At 68.3% G+C, this 22482-nt stretch carries 20 protein-coding genes; 9 read left to right on the top strand and 11 right to left on the bottom strand.

Annotated elements, in window-relative coordinates; all coding sequences use genetic code 11:
* The first annotated feature begins 8 nt into the window (after positions 1–8).
* The 5 genes from ACR65J_RS15220 (at position 9) to ACR65J_RS15200 (ending at position 5542) form a co-directional block, all read left to right on the top strand.
* Positions 9–986, top strand: coding sequence for an aldo/keto reductase (locus ACR65J_RS15220; protein ID WP_440170502.1), 978 nt, complete (start codon positions 9–11; stop codon positions 984–986).
* Positions 987–992: 6 nt separating this feature from the next.
* Positions 993–2018: a nucleoside hydrolase gene (locus ACR65J_RS15215; RefSeq protein WP_440170500.1), complete on the top strand. Its 1026-nt coding sequence runs from the start codon at positions 993–995 to the stop codon at positions 2016–2018.
* 186 nt (positions 2019–2204) lie between these two features.
* Positions 2205–3116 carry an ECF transporter S component gene (locus ACR65J_RS15210; RefSeq protein ID WP_440170499.1) on the top strand — a complete coding sequence of 304 codons (912 nt, stop codon included), beginning with the start codon at positions 2205–2207 and terminating at the stop codon, positions 3114–3116.
* Positions 3117–3126: 10 nt separating this feature from the next.
* Complete coding sequence (locus ACR65J_RS15205) at positions 3127–3915, top strand: energy-coupling factor transporter transmembrane component T (RefSeq protein WP_440170496.1); 789 nt, start codon at positions 3127–3129, stop codon at positions 3913–3915.
* 85 nt (positions 3916–4000) lie between these two features.
* Positions 4001–5542 (top strand): ABC transporter ATP-binding protein, encoded by a 1542-nt coding sequence (locus ACR65J_RS15200; protein WP_440170621.1) that lies wholly within the window; start codon positions 4001–4003, stop codon positions 5540–5542.
* Positions 5543–5554: 12 nt separating this feature from the next.
* Here the strand turns inward: ACR65J_RS15200 and ACR65J_RS15195 are convergent, their stop codons facing one another.
* From ACR65J_RS15195 to ACR65J_RS15155, 9 genes are all read right to left on the bottom strand, one after another.
* Positions 5555–7720, bottom strand: a complete 2166-nt coding sequence (locus tag ACR65J_RS15195; RefSeq protein ID WP_440170494.1) for a 3-hydroxyacyl-CoA dehydrogenase NAD-binding domain-containing protein — start codon at positions 7718–7720, stop codon at positions 5555–5557.
* Positions 7717–8997, bottom strand: coding sequence for a thiolase family protein (locus ACR65J_RS15190; protein ID WP_440170492.1), 1281 nt, complete (start codon positions 8995–8997; stop codon positions 7717–7719). The genes ACR65J_RS15195 and ACR65J_RS15190 overlap by 4 nt, the downstream gene beginning before the upstream one ends.
* Before the next feature lie 122 nt (positions 8998–9119).
* A complete protein-coding gene (locus tag ACR65J_RS15185; protein ID WP_440170489.1) occupies positions 9120–10454 on the bottom strand; it encodes an HRDC domain-containing protein in 1335 nt (444 codons plus the stop codon).
* 39 nt (positions 10455–10493) lie between these two features.
* On the bottom strand, positions 10494–11159 hold the full coding sequence (locus tag ACR65J_RS15180) for a DUF3000 domain-containing protein (protein WP_440170487.1): 666 nt from the start codon (positions 11157–11159) through the stop codon (positions 10494–10496).
* A gap of 58 nt (positions 11160–11217) precedes the next feature.
* Positions 11218–12315, bottom strand: coding sequence for a threonine aldolase family protein (locus tag ACR65J_RS15175; protein WP_440170618.1), 1098 nt, complete (start codon positions 12313–12315; stop codon positions 11218–11220).
* Positions 12316–12358: 43 nt separating this feature from the next.
* Positions 12359–13078, bottom strand: coding sequence for an SDR family oxidoreductase (locus ACR65J_RS15170; protein WP_440170485.1), 720 nt, complete (start codon positions 13076–13078; stop codon positions 12359–12361).
* Positions 13075–14442, bottom strand: a complete 1368-nt coding sequence (locus ACR65J_RS15165) for a DUF6421 family protein (RefSeq protein ID WP_440170484.1) — start codon at positions 14440–14442, stop codon at positions 13075–13077. Before ACR65J_RS15165 ends, ACR65J_RS15170 begins: the two co-directional genes overlap by 4 nt.
* 168 nt (positions 14443–14610) lie before the next feature.
* Positions 14611–15129: a peptide-methionine (R)-S-oxide reductase MsrB gene (gene msrB / locus ACR65J_RS15160; protein ID WP_440170482.1), complete on the bottom strand. Its 519-nt coding sequence runs from the start codon at positions 15127–15129 to the stop codon at positions 14611–14613.
* A gap of 14 nt (positions 15130–15143) precedes the next feature.
* Positions 15144–15635 (bottom strand): hypothetical protein, encoded by a 492-nt coding sequence (locus ACR65J_RS15155; RefSeq protein ID WP_440170480.1) that lies wholly within the window; start codon positions 15633–15635, stop codon positions 15144–15146.
* A 185-nt stretch (positions 15636–15820) separates the two neighbouring features.
* Between ACR65J_RS15155 and ACR65J_RS15150 the strand changes: the two genes are divergently transcribed.
* The 4 genes from ACR65J_RS15150 (at position 15821) to ACR65J_RS15135 (ending at position 21451) form a co-directional block, all read left to right on the top strand.
* A complete protein-coding gene (locus tag ACR65J_RS15150; RefSeq protein ID WP_440170477.1) occupies positions 15821–17140 on the top strand; it encodes an alpha/beta hydrolase family protein in 1320 nt (439 codons plus the stop codon).
* A gap of 1 nt (position 17141) precedes the next feature.
* Complete coding sequence (locus tag ACR65J_RS15145) at positions 17142–18713, top strand: succinic semialdehyde dehydrogenase (protein WP_440170474.1); 1572 nt, start codon at positions 17142–17144, stop codon at positions 18711–18713.
* Positions 18714–18745: 32 nt separating this feature from the next.
* A complete protein-coding gene (locus tag ACR65J_RS15140) occupies positions 18746–19579 on the top strand; it encodes an SDR family oxidoreductase (protein WP_440170472.1) in 834 nt (277 codons plus the stop codon).
* A 144-nt stretch (positions 19580–19723) separates the two neighbouring features.
* Complete coding sequence (locus ACR65J_RS15135; RefSeq protein ID WP_440170470.1) at positions 19724–21451, top strand: multicopper oxidase family protein; 1728 nt, start codon at positions 19724–19726, stop codon at positions 21449–21451.
* 29 nt (positions 21452–21480) lie between these two features.
* Here the strand turns inward: ACR65J_RS15135 and ybaK are convergent, their stop codons facing one another.
* Together ybaK and ACR65J_RS15125 are read right to left on the bottom strand one after the other, a co-directional pair.
* The gene (ybaK, locus tag ACR65J_RS15130; protein ID WP_440170616.1) at positions 21481–21993 is read right to left on the bottom strand and encodes a Cys-tRNA(Pro) deacylase; all 513 of its coding nucleotides are present in this window, start codon (positions 21991–21993) and stop codon (positions 21481–21483) included.
* Between the two features lie 10 nt (positions 21994–22003).
* Positions 22004–22456: a SufE family protein gene (locus tag ACR65J_RS15125; protein ID WP_440170467.1), complete on the bottom strand. Its 453-nt coding sequence runs from the start codon at positions 22454–22456 to the stop codon at positions 22004–22006.
* Between the last annotated feature and the right edge of the window lie 26 nt (positions 22457–22482).

Below are 22482 nucleotides of genomic sequence, written 5' to 3'. Positions count from 1 at the left end.
AGGCGTCCGTGACCAGTTACCGCCGCGTTGGAAAATCAGGACTGACCGTCTCCACAGTTGGCCTGGGCTGCAACAACCTGGGCCGGGCCAACACCGCCACGGAGTCGCAGGAAGCCACGGACGCGGTGGTCAACGCCGCGATCGATGCCGGCATCACGCTGTTCGACGTGGCGGACAACTACGGCAAGGAACCGGGACTCAGCGAAACCATGCTGGGCAAGGCCCTCGGCGGCCGGCGGGGCGACGTGGTGGTTGCCACCAAGTTCGGGATGGACGCCAAGGGCGCCAATGGTCCCGACTTCGGCGCCCGCGGTTCCCGGCGGTACATCATCCAGGCGGTTGAGTCCTCGCTGCGGCGGCTCGGCACGGACTGGATCGACCTTTACCAGTTCCACACCCCGGATCCGCTCACGCCCATCGATGAAACCCTGGCAGCGCTGGACACCCTGGTCCGCAGCGGCAAGGTCCGCTACATCGGCCACTCCAACCGCTCCGGCTGGCAGATCGCCCAGGCGGAATACGTGGCCCGCGAACTGGGCACGGCCCGGTTCATTTCCTCGCAGAACCACTACAACCTCCTGGACCGGCGCGCCGAGCTGGAGGTGACCCCGGCTGCGGAGGAATTCGGCCTGGGCGTCCTGCCGTACTTCCCGCTGGCCAACGGGCTGCTCACCGGCAAGTACGCGCCGGGCCATGCTCCCGAAGGGTCCCGCCTCAGCCACACCCGCACCAACATGGTGGACGACGCCGACTGGGACCAGCTGGGCAGGTACAGCGCCTTCGCAAAAGAGCGCGGCCTGACGGAGATCGAGGTGGCCTTCTCCTGGCTCGCCGCCCAGTCCTCGGTAGCCAGCGTCATCGCGGGTGCCACCAGGCCGGAGCAGGTCAGGCAGAACGCGGAAGCGGCCAACTGGGCCCCCACCCCGGAAGATCTCGCCGCCCTGGACGATATCTTCCCGTCCGTGCCCAAGGTGGCACTCTTCTAGGCAGCCGTGCCCGCCTACCTGCTGGATGTCGATACCGGCATCGATGATGCCCTGGCCCTTGCCTATCTTGCCGCCCTCCCGGACACGGAGATCGTGGCGGTCACAGCCACCCCGGGCAACGTTGATGCCGACCAGGTGGCGCGCAACACCCTGGCGCTGCTGGAGCTGTGCGGCCGCCCGGGTGTCCAGGTTGCTGTGGGTGCCCGGAAGCCCCTCTCCATTCCCTTGGTCACCACTCCTGAAACCCACGGGCCGCAGGGCATCGGCTACGCGGTGCTGCCTGGACCGTCAGGCGAACCCAGCCCGCGGAACGCCGTTGACCTGTGGATCGAACATGCCAGGGCCAGGCCGGGGGAGTTGACCGCACTCATCACCGCCCCGCTCACCAACTTCGCCCTCGCATTGCGGCAGGAGCCGGAACTTCCAGACCTCCTGGCGAAGGTGGTGATCATGGGAGGTGCGTTCTACCATCAGGGCAACACCACCCCCACCGCCGAGTGGAACACCCACGTGGATCCGCACGCGGCCAAGGAGGTCTACGCCGCGTACCGGGGCCGGCCGCTGGAGAAACTCCCCATCGTCTGCTCGCTGGACACCACTGAACGCATGGAACTGCACCCGGCCCACGTGGAGGCGCTGGCGCGGGCTGCGGGCGCCGCCGTTCCGGAACTGGTGCTCCCGGAGGACCCAGAGGGCCGCCGCAGCACCTCCGACAACACCCTCATCAGGCATCTTTCGGACGCCCTGCGCTTCTATTTCGAGTTCCACAGGCTCTACGACCAGGGCTACCTGGCGCACGTCCACGATGTCTTTGCCGCGGGGGTGGCCGCCGGAACGCTCGAATACACCGCGCGCCCCGCCACCGTTGACGTCGAAACGGACTCGCCGCTCCTCGTCGGAACAACAGTGGCAGACTATCGGGGACTCTGGGGCGCACCCCCGAACGCCCGGATCGTGTCCGGCAACGACCCGGAGCAGGCCTTCGGTGAGCTGGTCTCCGCCGTGGGGCGCCTGGCCCGGAAGACGGGGTAAGGCGCAGGATCCACGGCCGGCGCGGCAGGAAAATCCTGAAGGGGACGCTGCCGGAGGATGGCCGGTAGAATGTGTTCCGGACCGGCCCGGCGCAGTTGCCGCCGGCTGCTGCCGAGGTGACATAGGCAGCCACATCCCGGCCAGGTACTGCCGGGCCACTGCCTGCACCCCGAAGGAACAGTCCCCATGTCATCGCCCTCTTTGACGCTTCCGTCCCAGGAACGCCCAGCGCGCCGCCGGCTGCTTGAGATCCTCGGCGCCCTGGCCATCGCCGCCACCTACGTCTACCTGGTCCTCAACCAGCCGGCGGACATCACCGGAGGTCCGGGCAGCGCCTCGGCCCTGATCGCCCTCACCGGCTTCCTGGCCGGGGCGGTCCTGCTGATCGTCGCCGTGCTGCCAACCCTTCCGGCCTCCACCCTGGTGCTTATCCCGGTGGCGCTGGTCCTGAACATCGTGCTGGGCCAGTTTGTCGGCAGCACCCTTGTTCCGTTCTACCTCGACGCCATCGGCACAGTGCTGATCGCCGTCCTGGCAGGCCCCGCCGCCGGTGCGGCCACAGGCGCCCTCAGCAGCATCGTCTGGTCCTTCTTCAACCCCACCGTGCTGCCGTTCGCAGCAGGCGCCGCGCTCATCGGCTGCCTGGCAGGGCTCGCCGCACGGTACGGTCTCTTCCGCCGCTTCTACTTGGCTCCCGTTGCGGGTTTCCTCACCGGGATCATCGCCGGTGTCGTGTCCGCCCCTGTGGCTGCCTTCGTCTATGGCGGAACGTCGGGCGTGGCCACCGGTGCTATCGTCAGCGCCTTCCGGGCCATGGGGGACAGCCTCCTGGCCGCCATCACCAAGCAGGCACTCCTGTCCGACCCCATGGACAAGGCGATTGTGTTCACCATCGTCGCCGTCCTGGCCTACGCTTTGCCCCGCCGGGCGCGCCAGCAGTTCCCCTTCATCCGGCACCACCGGGTACTCGCCGGAAACAGCCCGGCCCCGGCGACGCAGGCAAACACGCAGGCCGGCGTCCGGTCCGACGCTCCAGCGCAGGCGCCTGCCCCGGGGAGTGCTTCGGGACCGGCCAACGATTCAGCGCTGAACGGCTGAGCCGGGCACCGTGACAGCATCCCCGGCGGGCAGGACCGCGGCCCCTGCCAGGCGGGAGCGGATTAATCCGCTGACCTCGCTTGCCGCTGCCTGCAGTACGGCGGTGATCACGACGGCGGCAGCAAGCTGGGTGCTGTCAGCCGCCGTGGTCTCGGCGTGCCTTGCCCTGTCACTGGCAGCCGGCACGGCCCGCCGCATGGTGCCCGCCGCTGCGGCAGTCCTGGTCCCGCTTGGCCTGTCCCTGCTGGTGCTGCACGGCCTGTTCTTCCCGGAAGGAAGGACAGTCCTGGCAGAGTGGGGACCTGCCCGCATCACGGCGGAGGGCCTGGACTTCGCCGGGCAACGCATTCTGCAGCTGGCCGCAGTGGTCCTGGTCCTCCTGCTGTTTTCCTTCAGCGCCAACGTCCCGGACCTTGTGGCGGCGTTGTCTGCCCGCGGCGTGCAGGGCCGGTTCGCGTTCGTGCTGGCGTCCACATTGACCCTGCTGCCGGCCATCGCCGAGCGGGCGCGCCGGATCAGGCAGGCCCAGGAATCGCGTGGCCTGGTCATCTCCCGGAGCCTGGTTTCCAGGGCGGCCGCATTCAGGTTGCAGGCTGTTCCCCTGGTCCTGTCCCTCATCGAGGACGCCGGTACCCGGGCTGCTGCGCTGGAAGCGCGTGGACTGACGAGCCGCGGGCCGCGGACCGTCTACCGGGAGGTGCCCGATTCCACCGCCCAGCGGGCAGGGCGGGCCGTCCTGGCGGTGATGGCCCTCGCAGCAGTGGTTCTCCGCGTTGTGCAGGCAGGCGCGAGTGGCTGAACACACGGTCACGGGCGGCCCACAGAAGCCAGGCAGTGACAGGAATGCCGGCAGTTCAGGAAAAGACAGCAATGCAGCCGCGCCTGTGTTGGCTGCCGGCATACGGCGTTTCACCTTCCACGAGGCGGATGCTCCCACCCTGCACAGTGTCACTGTTTCCTTCGCACCCGGGTCCTTCACAGCCGTCCTGGGCGCATCCGGGAGTGGCAAGTCCACCCTGGGCCGCCTGCTGGCCGGCTGGCTGCCACCGAACGGCCACGGAACGCTGGCGGGATTCCTTGAGCTGGCCGGTACACGGCTTGAATTCGACGGCGGCACGGGGGACCCGCGGATCGATCCCGCACAGTGGGGCCGGCATGTAGGCTTCGTCCCGCAGGACCCGGCTGCCGTCCTGTCCACCGTCCGTGCCACCGTGGCAGAGGAACTCGCGTTCGGCCTGGAAAACACCGGCATGGACCGGGCCGGCATGAAAGCCGCCGTGGAGCGCACCGCCGGCCTGCTGGGATTGGACGGCCAGCTGGACCAGGACCCTGCCAGGCTCTCCGGCGGCCAGCTGCGGCGGCTGGCCATCGGCTGCGCAATCATCCCCGGGCCTCCGATGCTGGTCATGGACGAGCCCCTCGCCTCCCTGGACGCGGCAGGGGCCCGGGATCTTGCCGCTGTGGTCCGGGACCTTCTCAAACAGGGAACCGCCGTCGTGATCCTCAACCAGGCGGTTGACCCGCTGCTGCTGGAGGCCGGCACGTGGCTGGTGCTCGCGGACGGCACGCTCACCGCCGGCGGACCTCCTGCTGACCTCGGACCCGGCTCCGGTCTCCTGCCGCCGGCCATCCGGCGCCTTGACGCCCTTGACGCCCTGGAAGCCGCTGTGACGCCCGCGCCCCGCCCCTCCAGCCCCCGGGTGGAGAAGCCGTCCACGGGCCCCGCCGCGCTGGAGCTGCGCGGGGTGTCCTTTGGATACCCGGAAAAGCCGGTACGCCGCGGCAGGAGCCGCAGGCAGGAGCCGGGACCAGGCCGCGGGGCAATGGTGCTCCGGGATGTCCATCTGGCAGTCCATCCGGGGGAAATCGTAGCTGTCACCGGCCCCAACGGGACAGGGAAATCAACACTCCTGCGGCACTTCAACGGCCTGCTGCGTCCCACCGCAGGGACTGTCCTGGTCCACGGCGGCAACATCGCGGGGGTCCCGGTGGGAGAAACAGCAGCGTCCGTGGGCCTGCTCTTCCAGCAGCCCCGTGACCAACTGTTCGAGCAGACCGTGCTGCGGGAAGTCGGGTTCGGGCTGGACCGCCTGGTCGGTCCGGCCAAGGCGGCCGGCCACGCCGCAGCGGCACTGCAGGCTGTTGGCCTGGCAGATGCAGCCCAAGAACATCCAGCTGAACTGCCGGCCTCCGCCCAACGCCTGCTGGCCCTGGCCACCGTCCTGGCACGCAGGCCCGCCGTCCTGGCCCTGGATGAACCCACCGTGGCGCTGGACGGCGACGGGCTGGCCCTGCTCGACGCCGCCGTACGGTCGGCAGCGGAGGCGGGCGCCGCCGTCGTGCTGGTCACCCATGAGCTGGGCTACGCACGCGCGGCGGCGCACCGCGTCCTGGCGCTCGACGGCGGCCGGCTGGTTCCGGCCTGACCGCCGGCGCGCCTACCCCTGGGAGCGGCTTGACGCGACGCCGGGCTGCAGGAAGCGCTTGCCGTTGACCCGCTCCGATGCGCCCACCCGGTCCAGGTACGGCGTGATGCCGCCCAGGAACATGGGCCAGCCCGCGCCCAGGATCATGCAGAGGTCGATGTCCTCGGGGCCGGCGACGACGCCTTCGTCCAGCATCAGGCCGATTTCCTCTGCGAGGGCATCCTGGACGCGGTGCAGCACCTGCTCCGGGGTGGAAGGGCTGGAGCCAAAGGACATCAGGTCAAGCGTGGACTGCGGGATGGCCCGGGTACCGTCCGGGGCGGTCTCCCACAGTGCCTTGACGTTGTTGTCGATGAGCTTCTTCAGGTTGGCGGAGACCGGGAAACGGTCGCCGAAGGCAGTATTCAGCGATTCCTGGACATGCTGGGCCACGGGCAGGCCCACCATGGCCAGCAGCGTGAACGGCGTCATGGGCAGGCCCATGGGCCGCAGCGCGGTGTCCGCCACTTCCGCGGGGGTGCCCTCGTCGAAGGCAGCCGTCACGTCGCCCATCAGCCGCAGCAGGATGCGGTTGACCACGAACGCGGCCGCATCCTTGACCAGCACCCCGGTCTTCTTCAGGGCCTTGGCCAGCTCGAAGGCGGTGGCCAGCACGGCGTCATCGGTCCGCGGGGCACGGACAATCTCCAGCAGCGGCATGACGGCCACGGGATTGAAGAAGTGGAAGCCCACCAGCCGTTCCGGGTGCTGCAGGTCCGCGGCCATCTCCGTCACCGAGAGGGACGACGTGTTGGTGGCCAGGATGCACTCCGGCGACACGATGGCCTCCAGTTCGGCGAAGACCTGCTTCTTGATGTGCAGTTCCTCGAAGACGGCCTCGATCACGAAGTCGGCGTCCGCGAAGGCTTCCTTTGACACCGATCCCGTCACCAGTGCCTTGGTGCGGTTGGCAGCGTCCTGGCTGAGGCGCTTCTTCGCCAGCAGTTTGTCCACCTCGCCGTGGACGTAGGCCACGCCTTTGTCCACCCGCGCCTGGTCGATGTCGGTCAGGACCACCGGTACCTTCAGCTGGCGGGCAAAGAGCAGTGCCAGTTGGCCGGCCATCAGGCCTGCGCCCACCACACCCACTTTGGTGACAGGCCGGGCCAGCTTGCGGTCCGGAGCGCCGGCGGGGCGCTTTCCGCGCTTCTGCACCAGGTCCAGGAAGGCGTAGACGGTGGAGCGGAATTCGTCCGTCTGCATCAGCTCAGCCAAAGTTTCGCATTCCAGGGCGGCGGACTCCGCAGCGGTCACGGTGCGGTTGGCTTCGAGGATGTCCAGGACTTTCGCGGGCGCCGGGGAGGCATTGGAGGTCTTGCCTTCCACGAATTTGCGGCCGGCATCCACGGCAGCGGTCCAACGGGCGGCAGCGTCGGGGGAGGAAGGGTCGACGGCGTTGGGCCGCTCCGGGACCACGTCGCCGGAGATGACTCCCGCGGCCCAGGCCAGCGACTGCTCCAGGAAGTCCGCCGGTTCGAACAGGGCGTCTGCGATGCCCATGCCGAAGGCCTGCGCTCCTGAAAGCGTCCGGTTGTTGCTGAGCGGGTTCTCGATCATGACCTTGACCGCGTTTTCTGGCCCCACCAGGCGGGGAAGGATGTAGACGCCGCCCCAGCCGGGGACCAGTCCCAGGAAGGCTTCCGGCAGGGCCAGGGCGCCCCCGCCGGTGGACACGGTGCGGTAGGTGGACTGCAGGGCGATCTCCAGGCCGCCGCCCAGAGCCACCCCGTTGATAAAGGCGAAGCTGGGGACGCCAAGGTTTGCCAGGGTTGCATAGACGTCGTGGCCCAGTTGTGCCATCCACAGTCCGTGCTCGCGCTTTTCCAGCGACTTCACTGCGGAGAGGTCTGCACCCGCCACCAGGTAGTGCGGCTTGCCGGTGACGCCCACGCCTACGATTTCCCCACGTGCGGCACGGTCCCGCAGGCCTCCCAGGACCGTGCCGAGTTCCACCAAAGTGTTGGGGCCCAGGGTGGTGGGCTTGGTGTGGTCAAGGTCGTTGTCCAGGGTGACCAAGGCAAAAATGCCGGGGCTCGGCTTCCCCGCGGTGCCCGGGAGGACGATGTCCTGCACGTAGGAGTGGGTGACGGTTTCGTTGGGGAAAAGGTCAGCCAGCTTGCGGAAATCTGCGGCGCTCATGCCATGGCTCCTTCTGAAACGGTAGCGGTGGCGGTCTCCCCGGCGGGGGTTCCACTGTAGTCGGGGTGGTGCGGGTTCTCCCAGATCACGGTGCCGCCCATGCCCAGGCCCACGCACATGGTGGTGATTCCGTAGCGGACCGAGGGGTCTTCCTCGAACTGGCGGGCCAGCTGGATCATCAGCCTGACACCGGAGGACGCGAGGGGGTGGCCTACGGCAATGGCGCCGCCGTAGCGGTTTACCCGGGGGTCGTCGTCGGAAATTCCGTAGTGGTCCAGGAAGCTCAGGACCTGGACGGCGAAGGCCTCGTTGATTTCGAACAGGCCAATGTCCTCGATGCCCAAGCCGGCGTTCCTCAGGGCCTTCTCCGTGGCCGGGACAGGACCGATGCCCATGACCTCCGGCTCCACCCCTGCGTAGGCGTAGCTGACCAGCCGCATCTTGACGGGCAGGCCCAGTTCGGCGGCGGCCTCGGAGGATGCCAGGACGGCGGCGGTTGCGCCGTCGTTCAGCCCGGCGGCGTTACCGGCCGTGACCCGGCCATGGGCACGGAACGGGGTACGAAGGCCGGCGAGGTCGTCCAGGGTGGTGCCCGGGCGGGGCGGTTCATCCTTGCTGTGGACAGTCCAGCCCTCGCCGGGCTTCCGGGCGGCGACGGGAACCAGGTCCGGCTGGATCATGCCCTCGCGGTAGGCGGTAGCCAGCTTGTCCTGCGAAGCCACCGCATAGGCGTCGGTGCGCTCCTTGGTGATGGCGGGGAAGCGGTCATGCAGGTTCTCGGCGGTGTTTCCCATGTTCAGGGCTGCCGGGTCCACCAGCCGCTCGGACATGAAGCGGGGGTTGGGGTCGGCGCCTGAGCCCATGGGATGGTGGCCCATGTGCTCCACCCCGCCGGCGATCACCACGTCGTAGGCGCCAAAACCGATGCCGCCTGCCGTAGTGGTGACAGCGGTCATGGCCCCGGCACACATGCGGTCGATGGCGAAGCCGGGGACCGTTCGCGGCAGGCCGGCCAGCAGCGCGGCGGTCCTGCCCAGGGTGAGGCCCTGGTCGCCGGTCTGGGTGGTCGCGGCAATGGCCACCTCGTCGATCCGCTCCGCCGGCAGCGACGGGTTGCGGCGCAGCAGGCCGCGGATGCATTTCACGATCAGGTCGTCGGCCCGGGTTCCGGCGTAGATTCCCTTCTCGCCGGCCTTGCCGAAGGGTGTGCGGATGCCGTCCACAAAGACGACGTCGCGGACAGTGCGCGTAGATGCGCCGCTTCCGTGCTGGCTCACGTGTAACTCCTCATCGAGATGTGGCGCGCCGGGTGCATGCCGGAGGGCGGCAGCAGCCTGGCGTCGGTCACACCGATGTTACTCGTGAGTAACTTAGCCCGCAAGGGCTGCGTCCAGGACGGTTACTGGCCGCCGGCCGCGGCGACGGGTTTGGCTTCCTTGGGCGGCAGCGGCTGCGGGTTCAGGAACGCGCCGGCGATCAGCGGTGCACTGAGTTCCACCTGCCATCTGCGGGCCCCCAGCGCCCGCAGCTCAGCGGCAACTGAGTCCTCGGTTAGCTCTGCGGGAGGCCGCCACGCCACGCGCCGCAGGTAGTCGGGCGTCAACAGGTTCTCCAGCGGCAGGTTCAGTTCCTCTGCCTTGGCCTGGAGCAGGGGCCGGGCCGTGGCCAGCCTGGCGGCGGCTTCGGGGTCGCGGTCTGCCCAGACCCTCGGCGGTGGCGGGGCGTTCGTGGGCAGGTGCAGGGGCGGCAGTTCCTCCAGGTCACGTGCTGCGGCGATGCAGCGCAGCCAGCGGGGAGCTTCGCGCTGGGCCGCGCGGCCGTGGAACCCTTTGGTGCTGAGCAGTTGCGGGACGGTGGCGGGCATGGCCTTCGCGGCCGCTACCAAGGCAGAGTCCGGAATGAGCCTGCCCGGTGCCACGTCGCGTTTTTGCGCCAGTGAGTCGCGTTCCAGCCACAACTCGCGGACGGCAGCCAGTTGGCGGCGGTCCCGGATCTGGTGCAGGCCGGAGGTTTTTCGCCAGGGGTCCACCCGGGGCGGAGCGATGCCGGCTTCGAGGATGGCGGCAAATTCCTGCTCCGCAAACTCCAGCTTCCCGTCCGCCTGGAGCAGCTCAATGAGTTCCTCGCGCAGTTCGGTGAGGACTTCGACGTCCAGGGCGGCATAGCGCAGCCACGGCTCAGGCAGGGGGCGGGTGGACCAGTCGGCGGCGGAGTGTTCCTTGGCAAGCCCGAATCCCAGGAGCTGTTCGATGACGGCTGCCAGGCCCACGCGGGGCAGCCCGGCCAGGCGCGCGGCGAGCTCGGTGTCGAAGAGCTTGTCCGGCCACATCCCGAGTTCGGACAGGCAGGGCAGGTCCTGGCTGGCGGCGTGCAGGATCCATTCAACGCCGCGTAGGGCGTCGTTGATGATGCTCAGGTTCCCGAACGGTTCGGGGTCGATCAGCCAGGTCCCGGCGCCTTCGCGCCGGATCTGGACCAGGAAGGCGCGCTGACCGTAACGGAACCCGGAGGCGCGTTCGGCGTCAACGCCGGCGGGACCGGTGCCGGCGGCAATGGCGGCGGCGCAGCGCTCCAGGCCTGACTGGGTTTCGATGACCAGGGGAACGCCGTCCCGGGGTGCGTCAAGATCGATGATTTCGGGGATGGGGCTGTCAAAGCCCTCCACCGTGATGTGGGGTGCGGCATCAGCAGCCGGGACGCCGGCTGTGGTGTTTTCCGGAATGTTTGGGGTCATGATGCCCCCAGTTTACCGGGCAGGTCCGTCAAAGCCCGGTCAGCTCCTGCGCCGGGGCGGAAGGGCGGTCACGCCGTCGGGCAGGGGCGGCAGGCCCGCGAACGTGCAGACCATGTCCGACCAGGCTTCCAGGTGCGCCTGGACGTCGGACGAATCGGGTGTCCAGGAGGCCCGGAGTTCGATGTCGATGGAACCCGGGCGCCCAGCCAGGGTGCCAAAGCTTTCGGACAGGACACGGGTGGCCGTGCCGCCGGCTGCCCGGTAAGCCGCCTTGTGGTTCTCCAGCGCTTCCACCAGCCACGTCCATGCCACAGTTCCCAGCATCTGGTCGTTGCCCATTTCCGGTTCCAGCTCGGCCCTGATGTAGGTGACGATGCGGAACTCGCCGTCCCACACCGCCGAGCCGTCCGGATCATGCAGCAGGATGAAGCGTCCGGTGGCGAGTTCCGTCTCATCCTCGTCCGCAGCTCCTGCGGCGGCGGAACCGGACGCGGCGGCGAACGCCAGTGCCGCCGGTCCGTGAACGGGCGTGGACAGGCTGCTTGCGCCGGGGGCCATGACCTCAGCGCCAAGCGCGACGGCGAAGGGAGCCAACCGGGCGGGGGCAGGGATCTCGGCCAGGTGCAGTTCCTTGCGGCACCGGGCTTTCCTGAGGGTTCCCAAGGCGTGGAGAAAATCCGGGGGAACCTGGTCAAGTGCGTTCACCTTGGCAGATTACGGTGCGGGGCGGGGCATGGCAGGAAGGCTCGCCGTCAGCGGCCGGTCACCCCGCCCGGCCGTCCCGGTAGTCGCGCAGCTCATGGCGGATCGCAGCAGCAAAGGCATCAATATCGTCCTCTGTGGTGTCGAAGGAGCACATCCAGCGGACTTCCCCCGCCGCCTCATCCCAGTCGTAGAACCGGAAGGAACGGCGGAGCCTATCGGCCACGCCGGGTGGAAGGACGGCGAAGACGCCGTTGGATTCGGTCTTCTGGGTGGGGCGGACGCCGTCAATGGTGTCGACGGCGGCCCGCAGCCTGGCGGCCATGGCGTTGGCATGTGACGCGGAGCGCAGCCAGAGGCCGCCTTCGAGCAGGGCGATGAACTGGGCGGACATGAACCTCATCTTGGAGGCCAGCTGCATGTTCATCTTGCGCAGGTACACCAGGCCGTGGGCTGCCTCAGGGTTCAGGGCCACCACCACCTCGCCAAAGAGCAGGCCGTTCTTGGTGCCGCCGAAGGACAGGATGTCCACGCCGGCATCCCGGGTGAAGGCCCGCAGGGGGAGGTCCAGGTGCGCGGCCGCATTGGCCAGCCGTGCCCCGTCCATGTGCAGCTTCATTCCCTTGGCATGGACATGGTCGGCGATGGCGCGCACTTCCTCGGGCGTGTAGCACGTGCCCAGTTCGGTGGTCTGCGTGATGGAAACGGCCAGCGGCTGGGCACGGTGCTCGTCGCCCCAGCCCCATGCCTCCCGGTCGATCAGCTCCGGGGTCAGCTTGCCGTCCGGGGTGGGGACCTGCAGGAGCTTCATGCCGCCGATGCGCTCGGGTGCGCCGTTTTCATCCATGTTGATGTGTGCGGTGGAGGCGCATACCACGGCGCCCCAGCGGGGGAGCAGGGACTGCAGGGACAGGACGTTGGCGCCGGTGCCGTTGAAGACCGGGAAGCATTCGATGCCTGCGCCGAAGTGTTCAACCATCAGTTCCTGCAGCCGCGCGGTGTAGTCGTCCTCGCCGTAGGACACCTGGTGCCCCTCATTGGCCGCAGCCAGGGCTGCCAGCACCTCGGGGTGGACGCCGGAGTAGTTGTCGGAGGCAAAGCCGCGCACGCTGGGATCGTGCAGCCGCAGCGCCGCGCTTGTTTCTGCTGTGGTGGTCATAGGGTTGCTCACGCTTTCAGTCTAGGTACAGTCGCCGCGGGGGTCAGTCCGCCAGCCGGAGCCGGGCACCGTTGAGTTCGGCGGACGGCGTGTTGAACAGCCGTACGACGGCGGCAGCCAGGTCTGCCACGTCCGTGGCCCCCGGGAATTTCCGCTCGGGATGGGCGCGGCGGAGTTCATCGTCCACCAGCGCCTTGACCACCAGGATGCTCGCAGCAGCCTGGCTTCCGCGCTCCCCGGCGGCCCGGCGGAAGCCGTCCGCCATTGCCATGGTCCAGGCTTCCGCCGCTGCCTTCGCCGCAACGTAGCTGGCCACCGCTGCGGTTGGTTTGTCCAGGGCCGTGGAGGACACCATGGCAAACCTGCCCGAACGCGATGCGGCGATGTCCTCGAAAAAGACCCGTGAGACGTTGCGGAGCGTTGTGACGGCGCCGCGCTCCAGGAAGTCCCAGTCCTCGTCGGACTGGTCGGCGATGCCCTTGGCCCCGCGCCAGCCACCCACCAGGTGGATCACCGCGTCAACCGGCCCGAAGGTCGCGCAGAGCTGCTCCCGGAGCTGCCGGACGCCGTCGAAATCAGCGAGGTCGCACGTGAAAGGGGTAACGCCGTCGCCGGCGTTTTCCGCCGCTGCCCTGATCCTGGCCTGGTCCGATCCCACAACAGCCACGCGGTGCCCTGCCGCCGCCAGTGCACGCGCAACGGCGACGCCGGACGCGCCGCTGCCGCCAGTGACCAGGACGCGGGCAGCGCCGGAGCCGGTCACAGGGCGGAGCGGCCGGTGATGCCGGCGGTTGATTCAATGACGGGGCGTATCTTCTTCTCCAATGCCTCGTAAAACATGGACAGCGGGAATTCGTCGTCCAGGACCTGGTCTGTGAGGCCGCGGGGTGTTCCCGCGAGTGGCAGCGCGTCCGGGCCCTTGGCCCACACGGAGGCCGGGTTGGGCGTGACGGTGGCCGAGACCAGCTGGTAGGCCGCCAGCCAGTGGGCGGTCTTGGGCCGGTCGATGGAGCGCCAGTAAAGGTCGTCGATGCTGGCTCCCAGGGAGATCACGGCGTCCGCCACCTCATCCCAGTCGATGGTAAGCCGGGTGTCCGTCCAGTGCAGTACGTGCTGCTGGTGCAGCCAGGCGAACAGGAGCTGGCCACCCAGTCCGTCGTAGTTGCGGACCCGGCTGCCAGTGATGGCGAAGCGGAAGATGCGGTCGAAGATGATGGCGTACTGCACCAGCTTCGCGTGCCGCCGGGCGTCGGGGTCGGCGTCGTCGTCCTTTTCGATGCGGACCGATTCACGGAACGCGGTGAGGTCGCAGCGCAGTTCCTCCAGGGAGTACAGGAAGTAGGGCATCCGCTGCTTGATCATGAAGGGATCGAAGGGCAGGTCGCCGCGCATGTGCGTCCGGTCGTGGATCAGGTCCCACATGACGAAGGTTGCCTCGGTGAGGTCCTGGTCAACGAGCAGCTCGGCTGCGCCCTCCGGGAGCTCCAGGGAGGTGATCTCCGCGGCCGCCTTGAGCACGCGGCGGAACCGGGCGGCTTCGCGGTCGGCGAAGATGGCCCCCCACGTGAAGGTGGGGGTCTGGCTGACCGCTACCGTCTCAGGGAAGAGGACGGCGGAGTTGGTGTCATAGCCCGGCGTGAAATCGACGAAGCGGATGGGGACAAACAGCTTGTTGGAGTACTCCCCGGCTTCCAGTCCCGCGATGAACTCGGGCCAGATGACCTCCACCAGCACTGCCTCCACCAGCCGGTTGCTGCTGCCGTTCTGGGTGTACATGGGGAACACCACCAGGTGCTGCAGGCCGTCGTGGCGCTGCGCCTGGGGCTGGAACGCCAGCAGCGAAGACAGGAAGTCCGGGGCGGCGAAGCCGCCGGCGGTCCAGGTCCGGAAGTCAGCGCACGCGGCCTCCAGGTAAGCGGCATCATGGGGAAAGGCAGGGGACAGGGCCGTGATGGCGTCCACGATGGTTTCCACGTACCGGGCGGCTGCCGCGTGGTCCGCGGACTCGGGAACGGATCCGTCCTGGACCTGGAGGGCCTGAAGGGCGGTAGCTGCGCCCTTGAGCCGGAGCCAGTCCTGGTCCTGCGCGGAAATCCCGGTAACGGCGGTGGTCAGGGTCTCTGTCATCGTCGGCTGCCTTTCTGGTTGCTTGCTTCTCTGGTGAGCGTAACAAGCAACCAGCAGGACTTATGCCCAAAGGGCTATTGGGTAAGGAGAACTTAGCCTTAGGGCCTGGTGACTGGAACGAGGCCTGCCTTCCGCTGTGGGATCAGTGCAGGCCCGAACCTGGTCCTTTCAGCTTTGCGCCGCGTCTTTCGCGTCGTCCTTTTCCACGAGCCGGAGGGACACCGAGTTGATGCAGTAGCGCTGGTCCGTGGGGGTGCCGTAGCCCTCGCCCTCGAACACGTGGCCAAGGTGCGAGTCGCAGGCGGCGCACCGCACCTCAACGCGGTCCATTCCCAGGGTGCGGTCATGGATGTACCGGACGTTGCCCTCTGCCAGGGGAGCCCAGAAGGAAGGCCAGCCGCAGTGGGAATCGAACTTCTCATTGCTGGTGAAGAGTTCGGCGCCGCACGCCCGGCACTGGTACACGCCCTCCGTGTGGGTGTCCCAGTATTCGCCCGTGTAAGGCCGTTCCGTGCCCGCGTGCCGCAGGACCTGGTACTCCTCCGGAGTCAGTTCCTGGCGCCACTGGGCATCACTTTTTTGGACCGGCGCCTCACTGGGCGTGGCCTCCTGGGTGCTGCCGTGCTGCGTTCCGCCATCAACGCCTGGTGCCTTGTTGCCGAAGATGCTGTTTCCAAAGATGCTCATAGCTTTCCCAACGCTCAGGAGTCGCCGATAAATCCCGAGCCCGCATACAGGTGGAGCACGGGGACGCCGAGTTGGTCCTGTGCCTTGTTGGCCCAGTCGGTGTGGAAGGTATCGGCCACGGCATGCGGCCGGGTGATCACCACGGCCTGGGAAGCGCCGGTTTCCCGGACCTTGGCTACCAGGCCGTCCACAGCCTTGCCGTCCACCACCTGGCCGGCCACACCGGAGCCCAGTCCCTCGAGCGCCGCGAGCGAGGCTGCCAGGGTTTCGTCGGCGTGCGCCCGTTCGGCGGCGGCGTCAGGGTTGCGTGCGGCGAGCTCGCGGAAAGCCTTGGCAACATCCAGCATGGACAGGTTTTCAAGGAAGTCCACCAGCAGGTGCCGCTCCGTGTTCGCCGGCACCAGGACCAGGAGACGGCTGTCCGCGCCGTCCACGAGCCGTTCGATGTTAACGCGGTCGTCCGCGCCAAGCGGTTCTTCAGTCAGGATGACGATGGGATCACTCATGGCCTTAGCCTAGTCCTGCCCGCTGGCCCCCGCACTGCACCCGCCCTTGCACAGCACCGGCCCTCGCACAGCACCGGCCCTTGCACAGCACCCGGGTCAGTCCTTGGCCGGCCGTGCCGTGCCGCGGCGTGCCGGTCCCGTTCCGGAATGCAGGTATCTGCGGCAGGGCCGGTAAGAATAGTGCCATGGCACCTTTCCGGCGAGCGCGCCCTGCAGTGACGGCACCCACCAGGGAACCAGGCGGGGTGTCGCCGGGGGCCAAGTGGGCCATTGGCGGCGCCATCGCAGGTGGCTCGGTGGCGAGCCTGCTGGGAGCGGGCTCCTCGGCGCTCGCCGTGTACTTTGCACGCCGGGTCATTACTCCGGCACGGCAGCGCGTGGCCGACAAGGAAGTCCTGGCGGTGATCCGCGACGGCCAGCAGCAGCAGGTGATCCTGGCCGCCAACGATGACACCACTGTGGACGGGGTCTACGGTTTCTTTTTCGACGGCGGGAAAGGGCACGCACGGATCGGCCGCATTGTTTCCTACTCGCCTGCCGAGCGGACGGTGCTGCGGGAGGTCGAAGCCGTGTACAGCGGGGATCTGTCCACGGCCCGCTGGGGATGGTGGAGCGGCGCCACCTACCCGGACCCCGCCGCCGTCGGAATTCCTGCCGAGGACGTGCTGATTCCCGTTGAGCGCGGCGAGGCTCCTGCCTGGCTGGTCCGGGCAAAGGGTCCGGCACGGACCTGGGCCATCATGGTGCACGGCCGTGGGGCCACCCGGCAGGAAGCGCTGCGGGCGGTGGGGCCGGCGCTGGAACTGGGCCTGACCAGCCTGCTGGTGTCCTACCGCAATGACGGACTGGCGCCGTCAGCCGATGACGGGCGGTACGGCCTGGGTTCAACGGAGTGGCAGGACATCGAAGCTGCCATCGGGTACGCGCTGGCAAACGGTGCCGAGGAAGTTGTCCTGTTCGGCTGGTCCATGGGAGGAGCGATTTGCCTGCAGGCCGCGGACCTCTCGCGCCACCGGCACCTGATCCGGGCGATGGTGCTGGACGCACCGGTCATCGACTGGGTAACGGTGCTGGCGCACCACGCCCAGCTGAACCGGATCCCGTCGCTGGTGGGAAGGTACGGCCAGCTGATGCTGGGCCACCCGTTGGGACGCCGGCTAACGGGACTGTCGGCGCCCGTGGACCTGAAAGTGATGGACTGGGTATCGCGGGCCGTCGAGCTGCGGACGCCCACGCTGGTCATCCACAGCGTGGACGACGAGTACGTACCGTATGGACCGTCAGCCCTGCTCGCCGAACGGAACCCGGACATGGTGACGTTCGAGACCTTCAACCACGCACGGCATACCAAGGAATGGAACGTGGACCCCGAGCGCTGGGAACGGCTGGTGAAGGCCTGGCTCCGGCGGCAGCTCGCACCCCGCCTCAACCCCGGATCCGGGCCTGGTCCGGCCGCGGGACTTCCTCCGGAAACGCCTGTCCCGCCGACGCCGGCGGGAGCGTGAAATGCCGAAACAACGCGCGGCAGGAGCCGTAACCGACCGCGGCAGGGAGCTGGCCGCAACCCTCGCGGCCCTGGTGGCGTCACCCCCGGACCGGCCCGTCCAGGCCTCACACGCACCCTTCGACGGCACCCTGCTGGGCGAAGTACCCGTCAGCACGGAGGACGACGTCCGTGCGGCCGTCCACACTGCACGGATGGCGCAGGAGCTTTGGGCAGGCCAGCCCCTGGCCGCGCGCCGGGCCGTGGTTGCGCGGTTCGTGGCGCTCCTGCTGGACCGGGAGCAGGACATTCTTGACGTGGTCCAGGCGGAGAGCGGCAAATCCAGGTTGAGCGCGTTCGAGGAGTTCGCGGACGTTGTGCTGACCGCCGGCTACTACGAGCGGAACGCTGAGCGGTATCTTCGTCCACGCCGGCGGAAGGGGGCGGCGCCGGTCTTGACCCGCACCACCGAATACCGCATACCCAAAGGCGTGGTGGGGGTCATCAGCCCGTGGAACTACCCACTGACCCTTGCGGTCTCGGACGCCATCCCGGCCCTGCTGGCGGGCAACGGGATCGTCCTGAAGCCGGATTCACAGACGCCTTTCACGGCCCTGCTGATGCTCAGGCTCCTCCGGGAAGCCGGCCTTCCAGCGGACCTGTTCCAGGTCGTCACCGGTCCGGGCACTGCCATCGGGCCGGCCCTGATTGGGCGGGTGGACTTCCTGATGTTCACCGGGTCCTCCAAGACCGGCAAGACCGTCGCCCGGCAGTGCGGTGAGCGGCTGATCGGCTTCTCCGCTGAACTGGGCGGCAAGAACCCCATGCTGGTGCTGGCTGACGCCGACATAGGCAAGGCGGCCGCCGGCGCTGTGCACGCCTGCTTCTCCAACTCCGGCCAGCTGTGCGTCAGCATCGAGCGGATCTACGTCCACGCTGACGTCCATGACAGGTTCCTTGCGGCGTTCACCGCCAAGGTGGAAGGAATACGCCTGGGTGCCGGTCCGGACTGGGAGATTGGCATGGGGTCCCTTATCAGCGTGGCACAGGTGGACCGGGTGGACCGCCACGTCCAGGACGCGCTCGCCAAAGGCGCGCAGCTGCTCACGGGCGGACGGCGCCGGCCGGACCTGGGCCCGTTGTTCTATGAGCCGACTGTCCTGACGGGGATTACGGACGACATGCTCCTTGCCAGGGAAGAGACATTCGGGCCGGTGGTCGCCGTCTACCGGGTCGAAGACGACGACGCCGCAGTCGCCCGGGCCAACGATTCGGATTTCGGCCTCAACGCCAGTGTCTGGTCCGCCGGCCACGGGGAAGCGGTGGCCCGGAGGCTGCTGACCGGGACCGTCAACGTCAACGAAGGCTACGCGGCCACCTGGGCCTCCCATGACGCGCCGATCGGGGGCATGAAGGACTCCGGGGCCGGCCGCCGCCACGGCCGGGAGGGCATCCTCAAATACACGGAGCCGCAGACCATCTCCGTGCAACGGCTGCTCCCGGTCGCCCCCGCCCCTGGAATGTCCAACTACGCCTACGCGCGGATCATGAAAGGCGCCATCACGCTGATGGGCCGCTTCCCCCGAAACCATTGACGACGTCAGTACCCAACCCGAGGAGAACTGGGATGGCCAAAGGAACCCGACTTGCCGGCGCAACCCTGCTGGTCACTGGAGGCGGAAGCGGCCTGGGCCGCCGCATGGCGCTCGCCGCCGCCCGGCGCGGAAGCCGGGTGGTGATCTGGGACCTGGATGCGGCAGCCGGTGCGGCGGTCCGCGACGAGATCCGGGCGGCCGGCGGCAAGGCCGACGCCCAGTGCGTGGATGTCACTGACCGGGACGCGGTCAAGGCTGCCGCGCTGGAGGCGGGCGCGGTGGATGTCCTGGTCAACAATGCGGGGGTCGTCAGCGGCCAGCGGCTCCTCGATGCCACGGATGACGCCATCGAACGGACCATGAACGTCAACGTCCTGGCCCTCTACTGGGTTACCCGCGCGTTCCTGGGCGGGATGGCGGAGCGCCGGCGCGGCACCGTGGCCACTGTCGCCAGTGCCGCGGGCCTGGTGGGAGTCGCCCGGCAGACCGACTACTCCGCCAGCAAGTTCGCCGCCGTCGGCTTCAACGAATCACTCCGCGCGGAACTCCGGGCGGACCACGCGGACGTCAACACGCTGGTGGTGTGCCCCTTCTATATCAACACGGGGATGTTCGACGGCGTCCGGACCCGCTGGCCCCTCCTGCTTCCGATCCTTGAGGAAGAAGACGTGGCAACCAAGATCCTGGACGCAATCGAAGCCGGGCACCGGAAGCTGGTCCTGCCGCCCCTGGTGAACCTGCTGCCGGTCCTGCGGGTGCTGCCGGTCGGCGCCCTTGACCGGCTCATGGACGTGCTGGGAGTCAACCGGACCATGGACCACTTCACCGGCCGCACTCCGGGCCGCACCGGAGGAAATACCGGGTAGGGCCCGCACCTTTCGGCGGGGGACCCGTGACCCTGTGACCGGCCAGTGCGGGGAGTCTATCCTGCTGCTCAAGGGGGGAAACCTGCGAAGAAATGGGGCCCCGAAATGCGCATGACAAGACGACAACTGTTACAGGCTGGTGCTGTGGCCGGGGCGGGACTCCTGGCCCCGCCCGGCATATCTGCAGCCGCGGCGCGCGGCCCTGCGGCCGGCCAACAGGCCATGTTCACCGAGCAACTGCCCACCCTGGCCGAGTTGGGCGTCCTGGACATGCGGGGCGGGGGCCGTGCGGCGCTGTGGGTCCGTAACGCCTGCCACCAGTTCCAGGAAAAGATGGGCCCGGCGAACACCCTGGCCTACCAGGAGGCCGGCTCATCGAGGACCTGCCTGGGGCCCGTCATCATCGCCAGGAAAGGAGTTCCCTTCGAGCTGAAGGTCCACAACGCCGCCGAATACCATCCCCTCGCTTCCGCCATCGACAGCGAACTGGTCCCCCGCGGCAGCGACGATGCGAAGCGGCCGCGGATGTCAGTACACCTTCACGGCGGCAACGTCAGCCCGCAGTCCGACGGCGGTCCGGACCAGGCTTTCGTTCCCGGCCACTCCTACACATACCACTATGGCAACAACCAGGATGCTGCGGGGCTGTGGTACCACGACCACGCGCTGGGAATGACCCGCTTGAACATCTACGCGGGGCTCGCTGGAAGCTACCTGCTCAGGGACGGGATCGACACCGGGGACGGTACGCACCTTCCGCCACCGCCGTACGAGGTGCCGCTGATCATCCAGGACAAGATGTTCAACCCCGACGGTACGCTCGCCTACCCGCCCAACCCCGACCTGAAAGGCCCGGACGGGGCGCCCCGCCCCTGGGCGCCCGAGTTCTTCGGAGACGTGGCAACCGTCAACGGCAAAGCCCGGCCGAACCTCGACGTCGCCCGCGGCCAGTACCGCTTCCGCGTCGTCAACGGCTCCAACGCCAGGTTCTACGACTTCACGTTTGATGCCGGCGGCCCGGCGCTGGCCTTCCACCAGATCGGGTCCGACGGCGGGCTACTCAACGCGCCCGTCCTGCTGGACCGGCTGGTAATTGGCCCGGGAGAACGGGCGGACCTCGTGGTGGACTTTGCCGGGCTCCGGGCCGGTTCGCGGGTGGTCCTGCGCAACAGCGCCCGGGTGCCCTATCCGGACGGGCCGGAATCAGTGGCGGGTGGCGCGGTGCCACTCCCATACATCATGCAGTTCACCGTCACCTCCCGGACCGGCTATACCGTGCCCCTGCCAGCCCGGCTGCGGGAGGATAAGGAAGTCACCAGCCTGCGGGAGGCAACGCCGGCCAAAACCCGTCGGATGGCGCTCGTGGAAGTAGCCAACGCGGACGACGTTCCCGTCATGGCCCTGCTCAACAACAGGATGTTCGACAGCCCGGACACCACCGAAGTGGAGAGCGACACCATGGAAGAGTGGCAGCTCGTCAACACCACCGAGGACGCCCACCCGATCCACCTGCACTTCACCCAGTTCCAGGTGCTCAACCGGCAAAAGTTCCAAGCCGACGCCTACCTGGAGCAGACCGGCTATATTGATCCGGCAACCGGCCTGGTCACACCGGGGCAAGGAGAAGCGGTGGACGTGGAGCGCTTCCTCATCGGCCGGCCCAGGGACGCGGCCGCCAACGAGCAGGGCTGGAAGGACACCGTGGTGGCGCTGCCGGGCGAAGTCACCAGGATCCGGGTTCCGTTCGGTGCAGGGGCGGCAGGCGGAAAGCCCCTGGCCATTGGCTCATCCTTCAAGGGCGACTACGTGTGGCACTGCCACATCCTGGAGCACGAGGACAACGACATGATGCAGCGGTACACCATCAAGTAGCAGACCGCGCCAGCACCAGGACCGGGCGGTCAAGGCCGGGGATTCCCGGCGGCCAGGGAGCTGATGGGCGCGGTGACGGCGTCCGTCAGCCTGGCCAGGTCGGCCGGGGCCAACTCAACATCCAGGCCCCGCCTGCCGCCTGAAACCAACACGGTATCCAGTGCCAGGGCGCTGGAGTCCAGCACCGTGGGGGAGGGCTGCCTTTGCCCGAGGGGGGAAATGCCGCCCAGTACGTATCCGGTGCGCCGCTGGGCCGCCGCGGGGTCGGCCATCGCGGCCTTCTTGGCTCCCAGCGCCGCAGCCATGGCCTTCAGGTCAAGGGTGCCGCTGACCGGGACGATGCCCACCGCGAGCCTGCCCTCCACGTCCACCATCAGGGTCTTGAAAACGCGGGACGGATCGATCCCCAGGGCCTCGGCCGCCTCCGTGCCGTAGCTCGCTGCCGCGGGGTCATGGGTGTACGGATGCAGCACAAAGGGAACCCCGGCCGCGGTCAGTGCCGCTGTGGCCGGGGTTCCCTGTGAGTTGTTCCTGCGCGCCATGGAGGCGGGGTCACGCCTGGCTGCGCGATGCTGCGGCAACCTTGCGTTTGATCCTGCCCAGCATGGCCGTCATGCCACGCATGCGCAGGGGCGTAATGGCGCGCGTCAGCCCCAGCAGTTCCGGCATGTCGTCCGGCACGGACAGGATCTCTTCGGCGGTCAGGCCGTCCAGGCCCTCGTGCAGCACCCCGGCAAAACCGCGCGTGGTGGGTGCTTCGGGCGGTGCCTTGAAGAACAGGCGGACCGCGCCGTCGTCGTCGTTTTCCGTCTCGATGGTCAGGAACAGCGGCGACTGGCACTCCACCACCTGCTCCAGGAGCTCGGGGTGGTCTTTGAGCCGGTCCGGGAGTTCGGGCAGTCCCTCCGAGAACTCCAGCAGCAGCTGCAGCCTCTCGGGTTCGGACAGGGCCTGGAAATCGTCCACGATTGCCGCCAGGGCGGAAGGCAAAGCTTGAGTAGTCATCGTTCCAAGTCTACGCGGGGGAGCCT

The organism is Arthrobacter sp. SAFR-044 (assembly GCF_059414985.1).
Note: the sequence above shows the minus strand (reverse complement) of the source record. Positions and strands in the feature narration are given on the sequence as shown.